This window comes from Rhodanobacteraceae bacterium (genome assembly GCA_016713135.1).
GTDB lineage: Bacteria > Pseudomonadota > Gammaproteobacteria > Xanthomonadales > SZUA-5 > JADKFD01.
The window spans coordinates 190,218-211,126 of sequence record JADJPR010000001.1; the positions used below are offsets into that span (position 1 = coordinate 190,218).

General features: G+C 70.0%; 20 protein-coding genes. 15 read left to right on the forward strand and 5 right to left on the reverse strand.

Annotation, left to right across the window (positions count from 1 at the left end; translation table 11 throughout):
* Positions 1 to 22: 22 nt before the first annotated feature.
* Complete coding sequence (locus IPK27_00695; protein MBK8066179.1) at positions 23 to 952, forward strand: alpha/beta hydrolase; 930 nt, start codon at positions 23 to 25, stop codon at positions 950 to 952.
* 232 nt (positions 953 to 1,184) lie between these two features.
* On the opposite strand, the gene IPK27_00700 is transcribed toward IPK27_00695, so the two are convergent.
* Positions 1,185 to 1,775, reverse strand: a complete 591-nt coding sequence (locus IPK27_00700) for an SPOR domain-containing protein (protein MBK8066180.1) — start codon at positions 1,773 to 1,775, stop codon at positions 1,185 to 1,187.
* Positions 1,775 to 3,538 (reverse strand): arginine--tRNA ligase, encoded by a 1,764-nt coding sequence (locus tag IPK27_00705; GenBank protein ID MBK8066181.1) that lies wholly within the window; start codon positions 3,536 to 3,538, stop codon positions 1,775 to 1,777. Before IPK27_00705 ends, IPK27_00700 begins: the two co-directional genes overlap by 1 nt.
* Before the next feature lie 462 nt (positions 3,539 to 4,000).
* Between IPK27_00705 and IPK27_00710 the strand changes: the two genes are divergently transcribed.
* From IPK27_00710 to IPK27_00720, 3 genes are read left to right on the forward strand one after another with little or no spacing between them, the layout of a single operon-like run.
* Positions 4,001 to 4,330 carry a ferrous iron transport protein A gene (locus IPK27_00710; GenBank protein ID MBK8066182.1) on the forward strand — a complete coding sequence of 110 codons (330 nt, stop codon included), beginning with the start codon at positions 4,001 to 4,003 and terminating at the stop codon, positions 4,328 to 4,330.
* A gap of 17 nt (positions 4,331 to 4,347) precedes the next feature.
* On the forward strand, positions 4,348 to 6,216 hold the full coding sequence (locus tag IPK27_00715) for a ferrous iron transporter B (GenBank protein ID MBK8066183.1): 1,869 nt from the start codon (positions 4,348 to 4,350) through the stop codon (positions 6,214 to 6,216).
* Positions 6,216 to 6,452, forward strand: a complete 237-nt coding sequence (locus IPK27_00720; GenBank protein ID MBK8066184.1) for a hypothetical protein — start codon at positions 6,216 to 6,218, stop codon at positions 6,450 to 6,452. Before IPK27_00715 ends, IPK27_00720 begins: the two co-directional genes overlap by 1 nt.
* 16 nt (positions 6,453 to 6,468) lie before the next feature.
* Here the strand turns inward: IPK27_00720 and IPK27_00725 are convergent, their stop codons facing one another.
* From IPK27_00725 to IPK27_00735, 3 genes are read right to left on the reverse strand one after another with little or no spacing between them, the layout of a single operon-like run.
* Positions 6,469 to 6,789 carry a hypothetical protein gene (locus tag IPK27_00725; protein ID MBK8066185.1) on the reverse strand — a complete coding sequence of 107 codons (321 nt, stop codon included), beginning with the start codon at positions 6,787 to 6,789 and terminating at the stop codon, positions 6,469 to 6,471.
* Positions 6,732 to 9,053, reverse strand: a complete 2,322-nt coding sequence (locus IPK27_00730) for a serine/threonine protein kinase (GenBank protein ID MBK8066186.1) — start codon at positions 9,051 to 9,053, stop codon at positions 6,732 to 6,734. Before IPK27_00730 ends, IPK27_00725 begins: the two co-directional genes overlap by 58 nt.
* Positions 9,054 to 9,057: 4 nt before the next feature.
* On the reverse strand, positions 9,058 to 9,642 hold the full coding sequence (locus IPK27_00735; GenBank protein ID MBK8066187.1) for a sigma-70 family RNA polymerase sigma factor: 585 nt from the start codon (positions 9,640 to 9,642) through the stop codon (positions 9,058 to 9,060).
* Positions 9,643 to 9,767: 125 nt separating this feature from the next.
* On the opposite strand from IPK27_00735, the gene IPK27_00740 reads away from it, so the two are divergent.
* From IPK27_00740 to IPK27_00790, 11 genes are all read left to right on the forward strand, one after another.
* A complete protein-coding gene (locus IPK27_00740; GenBank protein ID MBK8066188.1) occupies positions 9,768 to 10,232 on the forward strand; it encodes a hypothetical protein in 465 nt (154 codons plus the stop codon).
* A 71-nt stretch (positions 10,233 to 10,303) separates the two neighbouring features.
* Complete coding sequence (locus tag IPK27_00745) at positions 10,304 to 11,668, forward strand: hypothetical protein (protein MBK8066189.1); 1,365 nt, start codon at positions 10,304 to 10,306, stop codon at positions 11,666 to 11,668.
* Between the two features lie 256 nt (positions 11,669 to 11,924).
* The gene (locus IPK27_00750) at positions 11,925 to 12,740 is read left to right on the forward strand and encodes a 1-acyl-sn-glycerol-3-phosphate acyltransferase (GenBank protein ID MBK8066190.1); all 816 of its coding nucleotides are present in this window, start codon (positions 11,925 to 11,927) and stop codon (positions 12,738 to 12,740) included.
* Positions 12,737 to 13,753: an alpha/beta fold hydrolase gene (locus IPK27_00755; GenBank protein ID MBK8066191.1), complete on the forward strand. Its 1,017-nt coding sequence runs from the start codon at positions 12,737 to 12,739 to the stop codon at positions 13,751 to 13,753. The genes IPK27_00750 and IPK27_00755 overlap by 4 nt, the downstream gene beginning before the upstream one ends.
* Positions 13,754 to 13,831: 78 nt before the next feature.
* Positions 13,832 to 14,878, forward strand: coding sequence for a hypothetical protein (locus tag IPK27_00760; GenBank protein MBK8066192.1), 1,047 nt, complete (start codon positions 13,832 to 13,834; stop codon positions 14,876 to 14,878).
* Between the two features lie 172 nt (positions 14,879 to 15,050).
* Positions 15,051 to 15,968, forward strand: a complete 918-nt coding sequence (locus IPK27_00765; GenBank protein ID MBK8066193.1) for a hypothetical protein — start codon at positions 15,051 to 15,053, stop codon at positions 15,966 to 15,968.
* A complete protein-coding gene (locus IPK27_00770; protein ID MBK8066194.1) occupies positions 15,965 to 16,531 on the forward strand; it encodes a sigma-70 family RNA polymerase sigma factor in 567 nt (188 codons plus the stop codon). The genes IPK27_00765 and IPK27_00770 overlap by 4 nt, the downstream gene beginning before the upstream one ends.
* A gap of 893 nt (positions 16,532 to 17,424) precedes the next feature.
* The gene (locus IPK27_00775; protein ID MBK8066195.1) at positions 17,425 to 18,597 is read left to right on the forward strand and encodes a glycosyltransferase family 1 protein; all 1,173 of its coding nucleotides are present in this window, start codon (positions 17,425 to 17,427) and stop codon (positions 18,595 to 18,597) included.
* Positions 18,569 to 19,108 carry a phosphatase PAP2 family protein gene (locus tag IPK27_00780; protein MBK8066196.1) on the forward strand — a complete coding sequence of 180 codons (540 nt, stop codon included), beginning with the start codon at positions 18,569 to 18,571 and terminating at the stop codon, positions 19,106 to 19,108. Before IPK27_00775 ends, IPK27_00780 begins: the two co-directional genes overlap by 29 nt.
* A gap of 8 nt (positions 19,109 to 19,116) precedes the next feature.
* The gene (locus tag IPK27_00785) at positions 19,117 to 20,277 is read left to right on the forward strand and encodes a BtaA family protein (protein ID MBK8066197.1); all 1,161 of its coding nucleotides are present in this window, start codon (positions 19,117 to 19,119) and stop codon (positions 20,275 to 20,277) included.
* Positions 20,274 to 20,888, forward strand: coding sequence for a class I SAM-dependent methyltransferase (locus IPK27_00790; protein ID MBK8066198.1), 615 nt, complete (start codon positions 20,274 to 20,276; stop codon positions 20,886 to 20,888). Before IPK27_00785 ends, IPK27_00790 begins: the two co-directional genes overlap by 4 nt.
* Positions 20,889 to 20,909: the final 21 nt, after the last annotated feature.

Consider the following 20,909-nt stretch of genomic DNA (forward strand, 5'->3'; position numbering starts at 1 on the left):
TCCGTCGCTGCCGGACCTACCCATGAGACTGACCCTCGCCGCCGCCCTTGCCTGCTTCGCCGCCAGCGCCAGCGCCAGCGCGGCGGGATTGCCGCAGGTATCGGTTGGCCGCATCGAGCGCATCGAAGCGATGCTGTCGGCCTTCCTGCCGGCGCGCAATGTCGATGTCTGGCTGCCACCCGGCTACCCGCAGCAGGCGCCCTATGCCGTGATCTACATGCACGACGGGCAGATGCTGTTCGACCCCTTCGAGACCTGGAACCACCAGGAATGGCGCGCCGACGAGGTCGCCGCGGAGGTCATCCGCACGGGTCGCACGCGGCCCTTCATCATCGTCGGTGTGTGGAACGACCCCGCCGCGCGCATTTCCGAGTACTTCCCGCAACGCGCCTTCGAGGCGCTGTCGCCGGAGAACCAACGGGCGCTGTTCGCGCTCAAGCGCGGCGAGGAGCCCTTCTTCTCGCGCCCGGTGGATTCGGACAATTACCTCAAGTTCCTGGTCGAGGAACTGAAGCCGCGGATCGACCGCAGCTACGCGGTGGACGGCTCGCGCGAATCCACCGTGATCATGGGTTCGAGCATGGGCGGGCTGATCTCGATGTACGCGCTGAGCGAGTACCCAGAAGTCTTCGGCGCCGCCGCCTGCCTTTCGACCCATTGGCCGGGCACTGTGCGCCCGGAGATTTTCGGCGTGGGAGAAGTCTTCTTCGGCTACGTCGACGCACACTTCCCGCCGCCCGGACCGAATCGGATCTATTTCGACCACGGCAGCGAGAGCCTGGACCAGCACTACGCCAAGCTGCAGCAGGAAGTCGACCGCCGCCTGCGCGCGCGCGGCTACGACGCCACGCGCATGCTCTCGCTGAGCTTCCCCGGCACCGACCACAGCGAACAGGCCTGGGGCGCGAGGTTGCATGTGCCGATGCAGTTTTTGTTGCCGCCGAGGGGATAGCGCGAAGTCGCCGCCGGTTGTGGGTTGTGGGTTCTGGGTTGTGGGCAGCAACAGCCGGTGAGCCCGAATGCTCCGCAAACATGTGACCGGCGTAGCCGTGCCGCCGTGACCCGCGCAGCCAGGGCTCGCTTGGTCGGCGCCCCCCGGGAACGCGATGCGCGCGCGCACCGCCAGGGCGACCGGGATGCGAGCATTGCCCACAACCCACAACCCACAACCCACAACCGGCCCCTCAGCCACCCGTCTCGCGCAGCGCGATCGCCCCGACGTTGGCCGCGGCCAGCTCGCGCTTGGCGGTTTCCAGGGCGCGGGCATCGGCGTAGGGGCCTACGCGCACGCGGTGCCAGGTGCGGTCGTTGATCTTGACCGGGGTGACCTGGGCCTGCACGCCCATCAGTGCGAGGCGGGCCTTGAGCGATTCGGCGTCGCCGGATTCGCCGAAGCTACCCACCTGCAGGAACATGCGCACCGCGGGGCTGCCGGCCGGCGGCGTCACCGGGGGCTTCTCGGACTGTGCCTTCAGCTCGGCGTCGGGGATCACCACCTCGATCTCCGGCAGCACCGAATAGAAGTCGTAGCGCGGCTTGCGCTGCTCGCCCGCGGGCGCGCGGGTGTCGCCGGCGGCCAGCTCGACCAGTGGCTTGTTGCCCTCGCCGGCGGGCTGCGCATCGGGATTCGGGCGCGGGCCCGCGGCGGGCATGCCGTCCTTGAGGATGAAGAACATCGACAGGCCCACGCCGAGCGCGAAGCCGGTGATCAGCCATACCCAGAAGGGCAGCGGTGTGCTGCTGCCGCCGCGGACTGCCTGCTTGCCCTTGGCCACTACATTTTCTCCGGCGCGGACACGCCGAGCAGTTTAAGGCCGTTGGCGAGCACCTGCTTGACCGCCAGCAGCAGGTTCAGGCGCGCGTTGCGCAGATCGTCCTCGTCGACCAGCACCTTGACCCCGGAGCCGTCGTAATAACCGTGCAGCGCCGCGGCGAGTTCGCGCAGGTAGTTGGCGACCAGGTGCGGCGCGCGCAGTTCGGCGGCGCGTTCGACCGTCTCCGGGTAGCGCAGCATCAGGTTCATCAGCTCCAGCTCGTGCTCGTTGCTGAGCTGGCTACGCGCGGCGTCGCCGGCCGAACGGTTGTGCGTCTGGCGCTGCTCGGCCAGCTTGTGGAACACGCTGGCGATGCGGGCGTGCGCGTACTGCACGTAATAGACCGGGTTGTCCTTGCTCTGCGACTTGGCGAGTTCCAGGTCGAAGTCCAGGTGCTGGTCGTGGCTGCGCATCACGTAGAAGAAACGCGCGGCGTCGGTGCCCACCTCGGTGCGCAGGTCCCTGAGCGTGACGAAGTTGCCCTCGCGCTTGCCCATCGGCACTTCCTTGCCGTCCTTGAACAGCTTGGCGAACTGCACCAGCACGATCTCGACATTCGCCGGGTTCAGCCCGAGGCCGCTGGCCGCGGCCTTGAGGCGCGCGATGTAGCCGTGGTGGTCGGCGCCCAGCACATAGACCGCGCGGGTGAAGCCGCGCTCGAACTTGTTCAGCAGGTAGGCGATGTCGGAGGCGAAGTAGGTGGTGGCCCCGTTTTCGCGGATGACCACGCGGTCCTTCTCGTCGCCGAAGGTGGTGGCGCGGAACCACTTGGCGCCGTCCTTCTCGTACATGTGGCCCAGGCGCGTCAGGCGCGCGATCGCGCGCTCGACCGCGCCGGATTCAGCCAGCGAGCGCTCGGAGAAGAAGTTGTCGTAGCGCACGTTGAAGGCGAGCAGCTCGTCGCGGATGGTGCCGAGCAGGGTGTCCAGCGCGAGCTTGTAGATCACGTCGAAATCGCCGCCGAGCAACTGTCGCGCGCGCGCGATCAGGCCGTCGACATGCGCTTCCTTGTCGCCGCCCTGGCTCTCGTCCGGCGGCAGCCCGTTGGTCACCTCGAACGGGCTCTGGCGGAAACGGTCGCCGTGCGCGTGCTTGAGCGCGCGGGCGACATCGACGACGTAATCGCCCTTGTAGCCGTTGTCCGGGAAGCGCACCGGGTTGCCGGTCAGCTCCAGGTAGCGCAGCCACACACTGGCGGCCAGGATGTCCATCTGGCGGCCATAGTCGTTGACGTAGAACTCGCGCTGTACCTTCAGGCCGGAGGCTTCGAGGATGTTGGTCAGGCTGGCGCCGAAGGCCGCGCCGCGGCCATGGCCGACGTGCAGCGGGCCGGTCGGATTGGCCGAGACGAATTCGACCGTGATGTGCTCGTTCTCGTCCACCTCGGCGCTGCCGTACTCGGCGCCGCGCTCGAGCACGCGCCTGAGGGTGCCCAGCAGGCAGCTCTTGCTCAGCGTGAAGTTGATGAAGCCGGGGCCGGCGATCGAGACCGCTTCCACATGGCGCGACGGCGGCAGGTGGTCGACGATCGCCTGCGCCAGGTCGCGCGGCTTCATGCCCAGCTGCTTGCACAGCACCAGCGCCGCATTCGTCGCGAAATCGCCGTGCTCCTTCTGCCGCGTGCGCTCGATGGCGAAATCCGGCGCCTCCGGCAGTTCGACCTGCTGCTTGCGACGGACGTCCAGCAGCGCCTGCATCACCAGTTCGTGGAGGTGTTCTTTCACGGCGAAGGGGGTGGAAAAGGGGGCCGGCAGGATAGCAGGGGGGCGGGTGGAGCGGGGGGAGGTGAAGCGGGGGAAGGTGAAGCGGGGGGAGGTGAAGCGGGGGGAGGTGAGGCGGGTCAGGGGTCAGGGGCCCTGCACTTGGCTTCGCGACGATCTTGAGGTGGTGTACGCCCAATGGCCCGTACCACTTCAAGCCACGAGCGAAGCGCCGGGCATTCCCCCTGCACCTGGCTTCGCGACGATCTTGAGGTGGTGCACGCCCAATGGCCCGGACCACTTCAAGCCACGAGCGAAGCGCCGGGCATTCCCCCTGACCCCCGCCCCGCTTCACCTCCCCCGCATCTGCATCTTGATCCACATCAACACACGCCGTCTCTACCTGGCATTTGATAGTCATTCGCATTTACGGCGACTGCGGTTATCGTTAAGCTCGTGAACCTCAATCCATTGCACTCATCCGACATGTGGTCCGCTGAAACCGATTCCGCGCCGACCAGCGCCGAGCCTGCCGCGGCGGCGCCGGCGGGCGTCAGCCTGGCGACCCTGAACAGGGGCGAGTCCGCGCGGGTGCTGGAGGTGCGCTTGCCGGCGGGCCGTGCGCATGGGCACGACATCAACCTGGTGCTGCGCTTGCTGGAAATCGGCTTTGTGCCGGGCGAGCGGGTGCGGGTGATGGCGCTTGGGCCCGGCGGCCGCGAGCCGATCGCGGTGCGCGTGGGCGGCACGCTGTTCGCGCTGCGCCGGCATGAGGCCGAGCATATCCTGGTGCTGCGCCTGGACCATCAGCGATGAGCGCGGCGCAACTGGCAATGGACGGCGCCGACGCGCGCCGGGTGGCCCTGCTGGGCAATCCCAACTGCGGCAAGACCGCGCTGTTCAACCTGCTGACCGGCAGCCGGCAGAAGGTCGCCAACTACGCCGGCGTGACCGTCGAGCGCAAGGAAGGCGTCGCGACCTCGCCCGCCGGCACGCGCTACCGGGTGCTCGACCTGCCCGGCGCCTACTCGCTGAATGCGGACAGCGCAGACGAGGCGGTCACGCGCGACGTGGTGCTCGGCCAACTCGACGGCGAGCAGGTGCCCGAGGTGCTGGTGTGCGTCACCGACGCGACCAATTTGCGGCTGAACCTGCGGCTGGTGCTGGAGGTCAGGCGGCTTGGCCTGCCGATGCTGCTGGCGCTCAACATGAGCGATCTGGCGCAGCGCCGGGGCATCCAGATCGACATCCCGAAGCTGTCGCAACTGCTCGGTGTGCCGGTGGTGCCCACCATCGGCGTGCACCGCGGCGGCGCCGATCCCTTGCTTGCAGCGCTCGACGCGATGCCTGCCGCCGTGCGCGCGCCGGTCGCATCGTGGCATCCGCCGACCCTGGCCGAGATCACCGAGACCCACCGCCAGGTGCGCGAGATCCTGAGTCAGTGCGTCACCGAGCCGGCGGTGGACCGCCGCTGGGACGAGCACATCGACCGCGTGGTGATGCACCCGCTGGCGGGGCTGGCGATCCTCGCGGTGGTGCTGTTCCTGATGTTCCAGGCGGTGTTCGCCTGGGCCGAGGCGCCGATGGGCTGGATCGAGGCCGGCGTGGGCTGGCTGGGCGAGGCGGTCGGCGGCGCGATGAGCGACGGCCTGCTGAAGAGCCTGCTGGTCGACGGCGTGATCGCCGGCGTGGGCGGCGTGCTGGTGTTCCTGCCGCAGATCGTGATCCTGTTTGCGTTCATCCTCGCGCTGGAGGATTCCGGCTATCTGCCGCGCGCAGCCTTCCTGCTCGACCGCTTCATGGGCAAGGTCGGCCTGTCCGGGCGCTCGTTCATCCCGCTGCTGTCGAGCTTCGCCTGCGCGATCCCCGGGATCATGGCCACGCGCGTGATCAGCAACTGGCGCGATCGTTTGTCGACCATCCTGATCGCGCCGCTGATGACCTGCTCGGCGCGCCTGCCGGTCTACGCGCTGCTGATCGGCGCCTTCATTCCCGACCGCGCGGTCGCTGGCGTGTTCAACCTGCAGGGGTTGGTGCTGTTCGGCCTGTACCTCGCCGGCATCGTCGGCGCGGTGGTGGTCGCCTGGGTGCTCAAGCACACCGTCGGCCGCGGCATGCACCACCCGCTGATGATGGAACTGCCCACCTGGCGCATCCCCAACCTGCGCAACCTCGCGCTCGGGTTGCTGGAGCGGGTCAAGATCTTCCTGCGCCGCGTCGGCGGCATCATCCTCGCGCTGACCATCGTGCTGTGGGCGCTGGCGACCTTCCCGGCGCCGCCCGAGGGCGCCACCGGCCCGGCCATCGATTACAGCTACGCCGGCATGCTCGGCCACGCGATCCAGCCGCTGTTCGCGCCGATCGGCTTCGGCTGGGAGATCTGCATCGCGCTGATCCCCGGCATGGCCGCGCGCGAGGTCGCGGTCGGCGCGCTCGGCACGGTGTACGCGCTGCAGGGTGGCGAGGAGGAAGTCGCCAACCAGCTCGGCACCCTGATCGGCGCGCAGTGGTCGCTGGCCACCGCGCTGTCGCTGCTCGCCTGGTATGTGTTCGCGCCGCAGTGCCTGGCCACCCTGGCGGTGGTCAAGCGCGAGACCCAGGGCTGGCGCTATCCGCTGCTGATGGCGGGCTACCTGTTTGGCCTGGCCTATCTCGCGTCGCTGGTCACCTACCAGCTCGCGGTGGCGCTGGGAGCCGGCTGATGGGCGAGCAGCTCCTGGTGCTGCTGATCGTCGCGCTGGCCGTCGGCTACAGCGCCTGGCACCTGACGCCGGCCAGCCTGCGCCAGCGCGGTGTGGCCGCCTTCGCCCGGCGCTGCGCCGGCACCCGCCTGGCGCGCGTCTCGCCCAGCCTGGCCCGCGCCGCCGCCAAACCTACCGGCGCCTGCGCCGGCTGCGGCGCGCGCGGTCAGTGCCCGGTGGGGCGGAACTTGCGCTGATTCCGCGGCCGCGCCCTCAGCGCGGCAGCTCCACCCGCGCCGGCGCGATGCTCGCGCCCGCGCCGAGTGCCCAGCGCGCGGCGTAGCGGCTGTACGGGCCGAAGGGCGGGTCGATGGGTTTGAGCGCGAAGCCGGGGGCGTCGAGTTCGCGTGCGAGCAGGGCGGCCTCTTCGACGAACACGTTGTCCTCGATGCCGGCACTGCGTGCGCGTTCCAGCGCCGCGCGCGCGGCTGCGCGATCGCCGGCCTGCAGCGCCTGGCGCGCCTGGATCAGCGGGATCAGGCAGGCATCGTCGGGGTCGTCCAGGCCCTCCGGCAGCGCCAGCGGCACGCCCACCAGGCGCGCCGCGTACAGCTCCGCCGGCAGCGCCGCGAGTGGATTCTGCAGCTTGGCGAGCAGCGCGGGGGCGCTGCCCGGCCGGGGCGCCGCGCGGGGGGGCCCGGGCGGGCGCGGCTCTGCGCCAGCGCCAGCGCGGCATCCGCGGCATAGGCGAACTGCGAGCGCTCGGTCAACCGTGCGCGCGCCTGCTGCAGCAGGCTCTCGGCCTGGGCGTAGTCGCCCAAGGCACCGCTGAACACCCCGGCCCACAGCAAGCCACGCGACTCGATGTCGAAGCGTGCCGCGCCGCGCGCCAGCCCGACTGCTTCGAGGTAGGCATCGCGCGCGCCGGGCAGATCGCCCGCGGTGTAGGTCAGGCGGGCGCGCAAACTGGCGCGCTCGGGATCTTCCGGTGCGCGTTCCAAGTGCTGGAACTGGGCCCAGGCGCCGGGCAGGTCGCCCATCGAGGCGCGGTCGGCGATCGCGTCGACCAGCTTGCGGTGGCCCAGCCGCTCCACCTGGATCGCCTGCAGCTCGCGCACCGCCGCCTCGCGCAGGCCTCGCCGGCTGAGCTGGTGGGCGCGCGCAAGATGCAGGAACCAGGCTTCCGGGCGCATCTCGAGAATCGCGCCGGAGTAGCGAAGGCTGGGTTCGATCTCGTCATCGGCATCGCGCTCGACGAAATCCGCCAGCAGGTCGATGTACGGATCGGCCAGGCCAGCGATCCGCGCGCGCATCTCGGCCCGCCAGTGGGCGTGTTCTGCGCCCCCGGCCAGCGCCGAGGTCCAGTAGGCGCTGAGCAGCGCCGGCACCGGCGTGCGCCGGTCGGCGCGATGCGCGCTGGCCAGCAACGCCAGTGCTGCCGGCGCATCGCCGCGCGCTTCGGCCAGGATCGCCCGGCGGATCATCGGGATGGTTGCGGCGTGTTCGGTATGTAGGTTCTCGGGAAGCAGTCCCATCGCCACCAGCGCTGGTTCCTGGCCCCAATCCGCCAGGTCCGCGGCGGCGTCCGCACCCACCCGCGGGTCCTCGCGGCTGACCAGCGGCAGCAGCGAGGGCAGCGAGGCGCCGGTGGCGATCGCCAGCAGCGCCAGCGCCGCCGGACGCTTCCAGCCGAGTGGCCGCTGCGTGGCAGGCGCCAGCCAGGCCTGCAGATCGGCGATCATCGCGTCCATGCTCGGGTAGCGCGCCGCCGGCGACTTCGCCAGGCAGCGGCGTACGATGGTGTCGAGCTCGCCGGCGCGGCGGGCAGCGTAGCGCCTGAGCGTGATCTCGCCCGACGCGCCCGCGCCGACGCGTTTCTCCCTCTGCGCATCGCGCAGCGCGGCGCTCAGGGTCTGCGGTTCCTGCTCGGACACTGCGCGCGCCCAGGCCAGGGCGTCGTCCGCATTGGCGCGGTAGGGCAGGCGCCCGGCGAGCAGGCGGAACAGCAGCACGCCGAACTGGTAGATGTCGGTGGCGGCGGACAACTCGCCGCCGCGGAACTGCTCGGGCGCCGCGTACTCGGGCGTCATCGGGCCCATGCGCTGCTGCGTCAGCGTCGGCCCCGACTCGCCCTTGAGCAGCTTGGCGATGCCGAAATCGAGCAGCTTCACGTGGCCGTCGGCGCTGACCAGGATGTTGTTCGGCTTGATGTCGCGATGGATCACGTTGCGCCGGTGCGCGTAGGCCAGCGCCTCGGCGACCTCGATCAGCAGGCGCAGCCGGGCCTCGCTGTCGGCGCCGGTGGCGTCGGCGTATTCGGTGATCGGGCGGCCGTCGATGAACTCCAGCGCGAAATAGGGCATCCCCTCGGGGGTCTCGCCGCCATCCAGCAACTGCGCGATGTGCCGATGGCGCAACTCGGCGAGGATCTGGCGCTCGCGGGCGAAACGCGCGGTGAGGCCGGGGTGGATGCCGCCGACCAGCTTCAGCGCCACCGTCTGGCGGAAGCCGCCATCCACCCGCTGGCCCTCGTAGACCGCGCCCATGCCGCCGGCACCGAGCATGCGCGTCAGCTGGTAGGGGCCGATGCGGCGGCCGATCCACGGATCCGCGCGCCCGCCGGGCGAGGCATCCGGTTGGGTGACTTCGACCTGAGCCATCTCGGCCGCCGGACGCGACAATCCGGCGCTGTCCAGATGCCGCGCGATCAGTCGTTCCAGGTCCCGGCGCAGCTCCTCGGACTCGGAGGACAGCTCGCGCAGGAAGGCTGCGCGCGCGGCGTCGTCGAGGTCGAGCGCGCGGTCCAGCAGCGGCCGCAACTGCTTCCAGCGCTCGGGGGCGAGGGCAGCGGCGGCCATGGCTTCAGTCCCCGGCGCCGGCTCCGCTGGCCAGCCCCGGCAGCGCATCCAGCAGGAAGGCGCGCGCCATCTCCCAGTGGCGCCTGACGGTGCGCTCGGTCACCCCGCGCGCGGCGGCGATGTCGACGAAGGAGAGCCCGGCGAAGAAATGCCATTCGACGATCTCGGCCAGTTCCGGGTCCGCCGCTTCCAGCTGCCGCAGCGCGCCGTCGATCTGGATCAGCTCGTCGAGCGGGCGCGATTCGTCGGCGATGCGCTCGGTCAGCTCGGCGCGCACCTGGCCGGCGCCGTGCTTGACGGTGCCGCCCTGGCGGCTGATGTCGAGCAGCACCTGGCGCATCGCGCGGGCGAACAGGCTGTAGAAATGCTGGCTGTCGTTGAGCGATTCGACCGCGCCGCGCGCGATCTTCATGTACGCCTCGTGCACCAGCGTGGTCGGGTTGACCGTCAGCGCGCCGCCGCTGCGGCGCAGCGCCGCGCGCGCGATGCGCTTGAGCTCGGCGTAGGCCAGGTCGTAAAGCTCGCGCTGCGCCTGCGCGTCGCCGCTGCCGGCGGCATCGAGCAGATGGGTGACCTGGGGGCGGTTCATGCGATGGGCGCGGGCAATCGGTGAGAGGGCAGAGTGTGACCAAGAATCCAAGCCGCGGACAAGTCTCGCGAGCTGTCCGGTTCATCGATCACAGTACGTTTGCCGGATTCTGGTGTAATCGAGCGATGATCGAGGATCCGAGCATGCTGCAGTCCCCCGATTCCGGGCTGATCGCGCGCCTGCGTGCGGACGCCGAGCCCCTGCGCGACAGCTTCGCGGCGGCGGCGGCGGATCCGCGCGCCTTCGCCAGCGACTTCTACGATGCGCTGTTCGAGCTGGCGCCCGCCATCCGTGGACTGTTTCCCGAGGACCTGCAGTCGCAGCGCGAGAAGTTCGCGCAGACCCTGGCGATCGTTGTCGGGTTCATCGAGGATCCCGCCTCGCTGGTGGGGTCGCTGCGCCAACTCGGCGCACGCCATCTCGCCTATGGCACGGAGCCGCAGCACTACGCGCCGGTCGGCGAGGCGCTGCTCAGGACGGTCGACGCGCGCACCGCTGGCGGCCTGTCGCCCGAGGCGCGCCAGGGCTGGCGCCGGCTGTATGGCTGGATCGTCGCCGAAATGCTCAGCGGGGCGCGGCTGGCGCCCTGAACGCGCCCGCAGCGGCTTGCCGCGAACCGGTGCCAGGGATACCCTGCCGGCGTCACGGCAGGGGACCGGCAATGCGCGCTTCGGTGATTCTGTGTGCGGGATGGCTGCTCGGCATGCCGGGTGCGGCGGTGGCGGATGCCCGCGTCGGCGAAGATGAATGGGCCGCGGCGCGCGGCTTGCCGGTCGGCGCTGCCAGCACCTTCGCCAGCCTGCCGCTCGGCGCCGCGCGCAGTGGCGCGGTGCGCATGCAGCGCATCGACATCTACGCGGCAGACGCCAGGATCTACGAGGCCACTGCGGATGGCCTGCGCCAGCTGCCGCGCAGCGACTGGCTGCATTTCGTCGCCGACCCATCGGTGCCGGGTGCGCCGCGGATCGGGCTGTCGATCTCGGCCGATGGCAAGCGCGCCGCAGGCCTGTTGTTGGCCGACGACGGCCGTTCGATGGGCATCGAAGGACGCAGCGACGGCAGCGGGCTGGTGCTGGACTTGCGCGAGCCCCAGACTGACGCCAGGGGAAACCCGGGCCGCTTTGCCTGCGACAACCACACCATGTCCTGGCAGCTGCAGAGCCAGCCGCGGTACGCGGGGATGGCGGTGCTTGCGCCCGGGCGCACGCCGCAGGTGGCCACCCGCAGCGCGACCGTCGCGGTGGACACCGACAACGAACTGCTGCAGCAGAAGTTCAGCGACAACACCACCAGCGCGACCAATTACCTGGCGCAGCTGTTCGTCGGCATGAATGTGGTCTACGAGCGGGACCTCGACCTCCGGCTGTTGCAGGGCACCACGATCCTGCGCCCCTCGAGCAATCCGGACCCCTACTCGGCGACCAGCACCTCGGCGCAGCTCACCGAATTCGGCACTTTCTGGCAGAACAACCAGGGCGCCGTGCAGCGTGCATTCGCGATGTTCATCTCGGGCAAGGCATCCAGTCAGTTCAGCTCCGCCGGCATTGCATGGGTGCTCGGCGGCAACAACTACTGCACCAGCACCAACGCGAACGGCGGCCACTACAGTGTGTCGCAGGTGTTCAAGTTCCCCCAGGCGACCGCGGCCGACGACGTGTTGGTGGTCGCGCACGAGATCGGGCACAACCTCGGCGCCGAGCACACCCACTGCTCCAGCGCCACCACCGGGGCCGGGACCGTCAACACCAACACCATCGACCAGTGCTACAACAGCGAGGCCGGATTCGGCTGCTTCGGCGGCACCGAAGCCTGTCCGGCGCCGCAGACTGTCAACGGCGTGGCCAACGTCACCGGCACGCTGATGAGCTATTGCCACCTGAACGGCTTGCAGAACTGCGATTCCAGCGAGGTCTTCGCGACTGCACATCGCACCTTCCTGAGCCCGCGGGTAGCCAACAACGTGACCAACGGCTGCTTCGCGCCGATCGCAGCCGGCAACAACATCTTCGCCAACGGCTTCGAATGACTCAGCCACCGTGGCGTCCGACGCGCGAGGAAGAAAGCCGGGCGCCGCCCAGCCGCTGCGCGGCACTACGGCCTGCGTACCCGTGCAACCGGTTACTACCTGGTTGATCGCTGCAGCGCCCGGCCGGGCTCGCGCGGTCGACTCCACAGCCTGAGCTGGCACTTCAGCGGCAGGCTGTTACCATCGGCAACGCTCGGCCCGGAACGGAACGCGAACCAACCGCGTCCGCCGTGGTCCCAGCCTGCCGGAGCCGTCGATGAGCGAGAGCGTCACCAGCCTCAACAAGGAAGACCTGCCCGACGCCCGCGCGGCGCGCGGGCGCTGGCTGCGTTACGGTGTCCGCGTGCCGCTGCTGCTGTGGCACATCGTGATCCACCTGCCGCTGACCCTGGTGCTGGTCACCCCGCTCGGCGAGCGCGTGCGCTGGGGCGACGAGCACCTGCGCCACCGCGCGATCCGCTGGTGGTCGGCGGGCCTGATGCGGATCTTCGGTTTCCGCCTGGTGCGCCACGGCCAGCCGCACAGCGGCGCCGCGCTGGTGGTCGCCAACCACCTGTCGTGGCTGGACATCGAGTTGATCCACAGCGCGCGCGCGGTCGAGTTCGTGGCCAAGGCCGAGATCAGCCGCTGGCCGCTGGTCGGCTGGCTGGCGCGCCGCGCCGGCACCATCTACCACCGCCGCGGCAGCACCGAGTCGCTCGCCAGTGTGGCCCAGATGATGGTCGAACGCCTGCAGCAGGGGGCCCAGGTGGGCGTGTTCCCCGAAGGCGGCACCACCGACGGCAGCCGGGTGCGGGTGTTCCACGCGCGCATCTTCCAGACCGCGGTGGAGGCCGGCGTGCCGGTGCAGCCAGTGGCGTTGCGCTACCTGCTGAACGGCCAGCCCAATCCCACCGTCCCGTTCACCGACGGCGAGAGTTTCTTCGTCAACTTCGTGCGCCTGCTGGGCGAGCCGTCGATGACTGCCGAGGTGCATTTCCTCGAACCCTTGCAGCATGCGGGCGATGGCCGCCGCCGCCTCGCCGAGGGCGCACGCGCCCGCATCGTGCAGGCCTTGGGTCACGCCGAATGAACCCACGCGAGGCCCTGCCATTGCCGGGACACGGCGTGTTCCGCCGCCGCGGGCCGCTGGCCAACGCGCATGTGCAGTCCTTGCTGGCGTCCAGCGGCCTGCGCCGCGCCGCCGCGCGGATGCGCTTCCCGGACCTGCACGCTGCCAGCAGCGAGGCGATCCTCGATTGCGGCGATGGCGTGCGCCTGCAAGGCTTCCACTCGGTGCAGAGCGCGCTGCCGCAGGCGCGCGGCCTGGCGGTGCTGCTGCATGGCTGGGAAGGCTGCGTGCAATCGAGCTACCTGCTGGTCAGCGCCGGGCGCCTGCTGGCGGCCGGTTTCGACGTCTTCCGCCTGCATTTCCGCGACCACGGCGACACCCACCACCTCAACGAAGGGCTGTTCCACTCCTGCCGCATCGACGAGGTGGTCGGTGCCGTGCGCGCGGTGCAGCAGCGTTACACCCCGCGGCGCCTGGTGGTGGCCGGATTCTCGCTTGGCGGCAATTTCGCCCTGCGCGTGGCGCTGCGCGCGCCGGCGGCCGGCATCGAGGTGGCGCACGCCTTTGCCGTCTGCCCACCGCTCGATCCAGCCGCCAGCCTGCGCCAGATCGAGATCGCGCCGTGGATGTACGAGCGCTATTTCATCGCCAAATGGACCGAGTCGCTGCGGCGCAAGCAGGCGCTGTTCCCGCAGCGCTACGACTTCGCCGAATGGCCGAAGCGGCCGACCCTGCGCGACCTGACCGCGCGGATGGTGGCCGGCTACACCGACTACCCATCGCTGGAGGACTACTTCAACGGCTACTCGATCGCCGGCGACCGCCTCGGCGGGCTGTCGGTACCTGCGACCATCGTCACCTCCAACGACGATCCGGTGATCCCGGTCGGCGACTACCACGGGCTGGCGCTGCCATCCTGCGCCGAGATGATCCTGACCGACCACGGCGGCCATTGCGGCTTCATCGAGGACTGGCGGCTGAAGAGCTGGATCGAAGACTTGCTGGTCGACCGCCTCACGCGCGCGGTGGGTTGAGGCGAGCGGTTTGCGGCCCGCGATCCCGGGGCCCTGCGTTAACATCAGCTCCACGCTTAGGTTCCCGAGCTGCCCGCCATGCCGACGATCACGCGCCTGCCCTTGCTGCCGTTGCGCCGCCTGCGCGCCGAGCCCAACCAGCTGATCCTGCACTACCGTGGCGGGCGCCTGGTCACCAAGGGCGCCGGCATCGCCTACTGGTTCTCGCCGCTGTCGGCGGCGATCGCGATGCTGCCGATCGAGGACTGCCAGAGCACTTTCGTGCTCAACGAGCACTCGGCGGATTTCCAGCCGATCAAGGTGCAGTCGACCATCACCTACCGCATCGCTGATCCGGAAAAGGCGGCCGGCCGTTTCAATTTCTCGTTGTCGATCGACAAGGGCGTGTGGCTGGAACAGCCGCTGGACCGCCTCGCCAGCGTGCTCGCGCAGCGCGCGCTGCCGGTGGTGCGCAAGCTGATCTCGGCGCAGCCGCTGGAGGCGGTGCTGCGGCAGGGATCCGAGCAAGTGCGCGCCGCGCTGGTGCAGGCGCTCGGCAGCGACCCGGAGATCCTCGCGATGGGTCTGCAACTGGTCAATCTGGTGATCGACCAGATCGTGCCCAGTGCGGAACTGGAGAAGGCGCTCGGCACGCCGATGCGCGAGGCGGTCCAGGCGCGCGCCGACGAAGCGCAGTTCCAGCGCCGCGCGCAGGCGGTCGAAAAAGAGCGCGCGATCAAGGAAAACGAACTCGCCACCGAGCTGGAACTGGAGCGGCGCCAGCAGGAACTGATCCGCAAGCGCGGCGAAAACGCCTTGCTGCAGGCGCAGCAGGAAGCCGCCAGCCAACGCACCCAGGTCGAGGCCGCCATCGAACGCCAGCGCCTGCAGACCGAGGCCGCCGCGCAGCAGACGAAAATCAACGCGCAGGCGCAGGCCGAGGCGCAGCAACTGCTCGCCGCGCAGGCCGCCGCCGCGATGCGCGAGCAACACGGAATCTGGCGCGACACCCCGCCCGCCGCCGCCACCGCGATGGCCTTGGGCCAGCTGGCGACCAAGCTGCAGAGCATCGGCCACCTCAACATCACTCCCGATCTGCTCGGCCAGAGCTTCACCCAGTTGCTCAGGGACCAGGCGGCACCGTGAGGCAGGGAAGCGGGGTGGGTGAAGCGGGGGAGGGGGCAGAGGACCTGCCTTGTGCTCCGGTCGAACCGCGCCGCATCCGATTGGCCTGCAACCCGCGAGGGTGCCCGACAACCGCCGCCAATCGGGTCCCCTGCCCCCTGCCCCGCTTCATCCACCCCGCCTCTCCCCACCCATGACCCCCGCCCTCCCACGCATCGTGCTGGTCACCCGGCGCACGCCGCTGGAGGCGCTGCTGGAGCGCTTCGGCACGCGCGGGCAGGCCGAGTTCTACTTGCGCACGCGGGGCCAGAACCTCGGTTGGGCGCAAGGCGTGCACGACAAACTGCAGCAGGCGCTGCGCGCGGTGCAGGGCGCGATTCCGTCCTGGCAGCGCAGCGTGCGGGTGGACCGCGACGACCTCGACCGCTTCCTGTTCGCGCCTGACGATGTGGTGGTGATCGTCGGCCAGGACGGGCTGGTGCCGAATGTCGCCAAGTACCTGCGTGGCCAGACCGTGGTCGGCTTCAATCCCAACCCGGCCGAATACGACGGCGTGCTCTGCCGCCACCCGACGCTGTTCGCGCTGCCGCTGCTGAATTTCGCCTGCCGGCCCGGTGCCGTGCGCGAGGACGCCGGCTTTCGCATCGAGGAGCGCTGCATGGCGAGGGCGCTGCGCGAGGATGGGCAGGAGCTGCGCTCGTTGAATGAGGTCTTCATCGGCCACCAGAGCCACCAGTCGGCGCGCTACCGGATCCGCTTCGGCGCCCTGCGCGAGCGCCATTCCTCGTCCGGCGTGATCGCCGCCACCGGCACCGGCGCCACCGGCTGGGCGCGCTCGATCGCCAGCCAGCGGCAACTTCCCGAGCAATTGCCGAGTGCGGTCGACCAGCGTCTGGCCTGGTTCGTGCGCGAGCCGTTTCCGAGCGTCGCCACCGGCACTTCGGTCAACTTCGGTTATGTGGACGCCGAGCGCGTACTGGAGCTGGAGTCGGAGATGGACGACGGCGGCGTGATCTTCGCCGATGGCATCGAGAGCGACCGGCTCGAGTTCCTGGCTGGCCAGCGCTGCGAGATCAGTCTGGCGCCCGAACGCCTGCGGTTGGTGGTATGAGCGGATCCGACCTGACCCAGCAGATGGCGCAGGCCGCGGACGACCCGGCGGCGCGTGCACACGTGCTCGAGCAGGTCTACGCGGACCTCGCGCGACTGGCACACGCCGAGCTGGCGCGCCATCGGCACGGCGGCACGCTCAACACCCGTGCGCTGGTCAACGAGGCCTACCTCAAGCTGTTCGCCGGCGGCGAGGCCGACTACCAGAACCGCCAGCACTTCTTCGCCACCGCAGCGCGCGCAATGCGCCAGGTGGTGATCGACTACGCCCGCGCACGCCTGGCCGACTGCCGCGGCGCGGGTGCCGAGCATGTGTCGCTCGACGACCTGGACGCGGGCGCGCTGCCGGTTGCCGAGCAGGCCGAGCGCCTGGTTGCCATCGACGCGGCCCTCGCTCGGTTGGCGGCGCTCGATCCGCGTCTCGCGACGGTGATCGAGATGCGCTTCTTCGTGGGCATGGAAGTGGAGGAGCTTGCGGCGCTGCTGCAGGTGTCGGTGCCGACGATCGTGCGCGACACGCGGACGGCGAAGGCGTTCCTGCAGCGGGAGCTGGACCTGGGGTGACCGGACTTCGCCCGTGGTCTCGCGGTTGCCGTCTTGTTTTCCGCGGGAACCGGCCGCGCCCGCGATCTTTGGCTTTCGCTGTCCCTGTCGCTTGCCGTCTTGGCTTTGGCATTTGTGGGAGCGGGCTTTGCCCGCGATCTTTGCTGTCGCTTTTCGCCTTTCGCTTTTCGCCTTTCGCTTTTCGCTTTTCGCTTTTCGCTTTTCGCTCTTCGCTTTTCACTCTTCGCTCTTCACTTCAAGAGCGAGAGCGTTTCGGCCTGGCGGCCGAGTCACTTCTCTTTGAGTGGCCAAAGAGAAGTAACCAAGAGAAAGGCCACCCCGCGTCCGCGCCCCGTGTGCGTCGTGCACACGGGGTCCCCTGCGGTGCTCGCCGGATCAAGGCCGCTGCGCAACTCGCACATCCATGTGCTCGGACATGCTCGCTTTCCCCTTGATCCAGCTCCGCTCCTCGGCGCTCCCGAGGGGCCCCGGGTTCCTTCGACCCGGCTTCCTGCCTGGATTTCGAGGGGGAGGCGGGCCTGTCGGCTTGCGGGCGGGTTAGGGAAGGAAGCCACAGCCAGAAGCAAAGCCACAGCCAGAAGCAAAGCCACAGCAGAAGCCCCTGACGCTTTGCTCTCGATGCTGGCCGAGCACCACGAACTGATGGCTCGCCTCGAAGACCAGGCAGGAAGCCAGGTCGAAGGAAAAATGGGTCCTGTGGAGCGCGGGCTGTCCGGGGTCTTGCTCGGATTCGGCATGGCGCGGCTCCAGTGGCCGCCGGGGATGCCATGGAGTTCCGCGCCGGCGGAGGCCTGACGGCGGCTTGGTCGCCATTCATTGCATTGTCATCGCCCCGTTACCGCACCGTAGCGCAGCGCGCGCAGGCTGCGCCGAACCACTAAGGTGCCGCGCGCATGCATGTGTTGATGGTGACGGAGACCTACCCACCCGAGGTCAACGGCGTGGCCCTGACCGTGCAGTGCCTGCGGCAGCAATTGCTCGCCGCCGGGCACCGGGTCTCGCTGGTGCGCCCGCGCCAAGCCTGCGACCACGCGCCGGCGCCGGATGAGGTGCACGTGCGCAGCTTGCCGATCCCGCGCTACCCGGGGCTGCGCTTCGGCCTGCCGGCGGGGCGCTTGTTGCGCCGGATGCTGCGTACCGAGCGAGTGGACGCGGTGTACGTGGCTACCGAGGGGCCGCTCGGCTGGTCGGCGGTGCGCGCGGCGAAAGCCTGCTGCGTGCCGGTTGCGAGCGGCTTCCACACCCGCTTCGACGACTACTTCCGCCACTACGGCGCGCCTTTCCTGGAGCGCGCGGCCTTCGCCTGGATGCGCCGTTTCCACAACCGCGCCGACACCACCCTGGTGCCGACCACCGAACTGCGCGACTGGCTGCTGGCGCGTGGCTTCGCGCGGGTGCAACTGCTGCGCCGCGCGGTCGATACCCAGCGCTTCCATCCGCAGCACCGCGACCCGGAGCTGCGCCGCCGCCTCGGCGTGTCCGAGTGCACGCCGCTGGTGCTGCACGTGGGCCGGCTGGCGCCGGAGAAGAACCTGGACTTGGTGGTCGCCGGCTTCGAGCGCATCCGCGCGCTGAACCCGGCGGCGCGCATGCTGTGGGTGGGCGACGGGCCGGCGCGCGCGCAACTGGAGCGCGAGCATCCCAAGCATCTGTTCGCCGGCGTGCTGCGCGGCGCCGAGCTGGCGCGCCACTACGCCAGCGCCGACATGTTCCTGTTCCCCTCGGTCAGCGAGACCTTCGGCAACGTCACCCTGGAGGCGCTCGCCAGCGGGCTGACCGTGTGCGCGTTCGACTACGCGGCGGCGCGCGAGCACATCGTCGATGGGGTCAGCGGCGCGCTGGCGCCCTTCGACCAGTCCGGCGCCTTCATCCGCCGGGTGGAACAGGCCGCGCGCGACTGGCTGCGCGGCGTGCGCCTGGGCCGCGCCGGCCGCGCATCGGTCGAGCAGCTCAGCCCGCAGCGGGTCGCCGAGGATTTTGCGCAACTGCTCGGCGCGCTGCGCCCCCATGCCGCTGTCCGTTCAACGGAGAACCGCCATGCTGCTTTCGATCCGCCGCTTCTCTGACCAGGTCAGCGCGACCGACCTGGCGCTGACCCGGCGCCTGCGCCGGCTGTCGGACACACCGTGGGTGCTGGCCGGATTCGCCGCGGTCTCGCGCCTGGGCGACGGGCTGATCTGGTACCTGCTGATGCTCGCGCTGCTGCTGTTCGGTGGCGAAGCAGATCAGCGCGTGGTGCTGCAGATGGCGCTGCTCGGCATCGCCAGCCTGCTCGCCTACAAGGGGCTCAAGCGGCTCAGCCGGCGCCCGCGGCCGCTTACGCGCGAGCGCACCCTGGCCACCGCGGTGGCACCGCTCGACGAGTTCAGCTTCCCCTCCGGGCACACCCTGCATGCGGTGGGCTTCACCCTGGTGCTGGTGCAGCACTACCCGGAATCGGGGCTGCTGCTGTGGCCGCTGTGCGCGGCAATCGCGCTGTCGCGGGTGGTGCTCGGCCTGCACTACCCCAGCGATGTGCTGGCCGCGATCGGCCTGGGCTGGGGCTTCGCCGAAACCTCGTTCCGACTGCTGCCCTGAGGCCCGCCATGTCCAGCCTGAAGCAACGCGCCTACGACGCCTGGTTCCGCCATGTGCATGGCTCGCGCCTGATCTACAACACCTGCTGGGAAGATCCGCGCGCGGATCGCGCGCTGCTCGGCGTGGGCCGCGGCGCGCGCATCGCGATGATCACCAGCGCCGGCTGCAATGCGCTCGACTACCTGCTGGACGATCCCGCCGAGATCCATTGCGTGGACCTCAATCCGCGCCAGAACGCGCTGCTCGACCTCAAGCTCGCGGCGCTCGTGGCACTGGACCATGGCGATCTGTTCGCCCTGTTCGGCGAAGGTGCGCACAGCGATTTCGCCGAAATCTACCGACATGCCCTGCGTCGGCGCCTGGCGCCTGAATCGGCGGCTTTCTGGGACCGCCACCAGCACTGGTTCGACGGCCGCGGGCGCGGTTCCTTCTATTTCCGCGGTGCCGCGGGCGACGTCGCCTGGTGGGTGCGCGCCTGGCTCAAGGCGCTGCGGCCGCGCCTGCGCCGCGAACTGCTGGAACTGTTCGAGTCGCCCGATCTCGCGATCCAGCGCGAACGCTGGGCGCGGATCGAGCCGCGCCTGTTCGGGCCGCTGCTGCGCCTGGTGGTGCGCCAGCCGGCCACGCTGAGCCTGCTCGGGGTTCCGCGCGCGCAGCGCGACCTGATCGCGCAGCAGTATCCCGGCGGCGTCAGCGCCTTCGTGCAGGACAAGCTGCGCTGGCTGATGACCGAGGTCCCGGCCAGCGAGAACTATTTCTGGCGCCTTTACTTGCACGGCAGCTACACCCGCCAGTGCTGCCCGAATTATCTGCGCCAGGAGCACCTCGCCACCCTGCGCGAGCGCGCCTGGCGGGTGCGCCTGCACACCCGCGGATTCGCCGATTTCCTCGCCGCGCACGAGGATCGATTGACCCATTTCGTGCTGCTGGACCACCAGGACTGGCTGTGGGCGCACGACCAGGCGGCGCTGGAGCAGGAGTGGCGCATGATCCTGGCCCGGAGCGCGCCGGGCGCGCGCGTGCTCCTGCGCTCGGCGGCGCTGGCGGTCGACTTCCTGCCGGCCTTTGCACGCCAGTCCTTGCATCCGCAGGTGGACAGCGAGCGCTGGCACCAGCGCGACCGCGTCGGCACCTATGGCTCGATGCTGCTGGCCGAGGTGGCCGCGTGAGCGCGCCGATCGGTGGCGACCTCGGCGGCTACTACCGGCTGCACGCACCGATCTACGACCTGACCCGACCGGCCTTTCTGTTCGGCCGACGGCGCCTGGTGGCGGACCTTGCGCGCTGCGCCCGCGAACGCGGTCTGCGCTCGCCGTCGATCCTGGAGATCGGCTGCGGCACCGGCAGCAACCTGGCGCTGCTGGCGCGCGAATTCCCACGCTCGCGGCTGGTGGGCGTGGACCTGGCCGCGCCGATGCTGGACCTGGCCCGGCGCCGCCTGGGAGAGCGCGCGGAGCTGGTGCACGGCGCGCTTGGCCAGGTGCGCCTGGACGGCCCCTTCGACCTGGTGGTCGCCTCCTACATGCTGAGCATGACCGGCGAGGCGCAGGACCGCTGCATCGCCGCCGCGCGTGCCGAGCTGGCGCCCGGCGGGTTGTTGGGGGTGGTCGATTTCCTGTCGACGCCGATCCCGGCCTTTGCCCGCTGGATGGCGCTGAACCATGTGCGCTTCGACTCGACGCTGCCGCAGCGGCTGGCGGTGGATGCGGCACCGTTGCAGAGCGTCAGCCAGCGCGCCTACGCCGGCGCCTGGCGCTGGTTCAGCTGGATCGGGGCCTGAGGTTCGCGTAGCCGGGGTGTC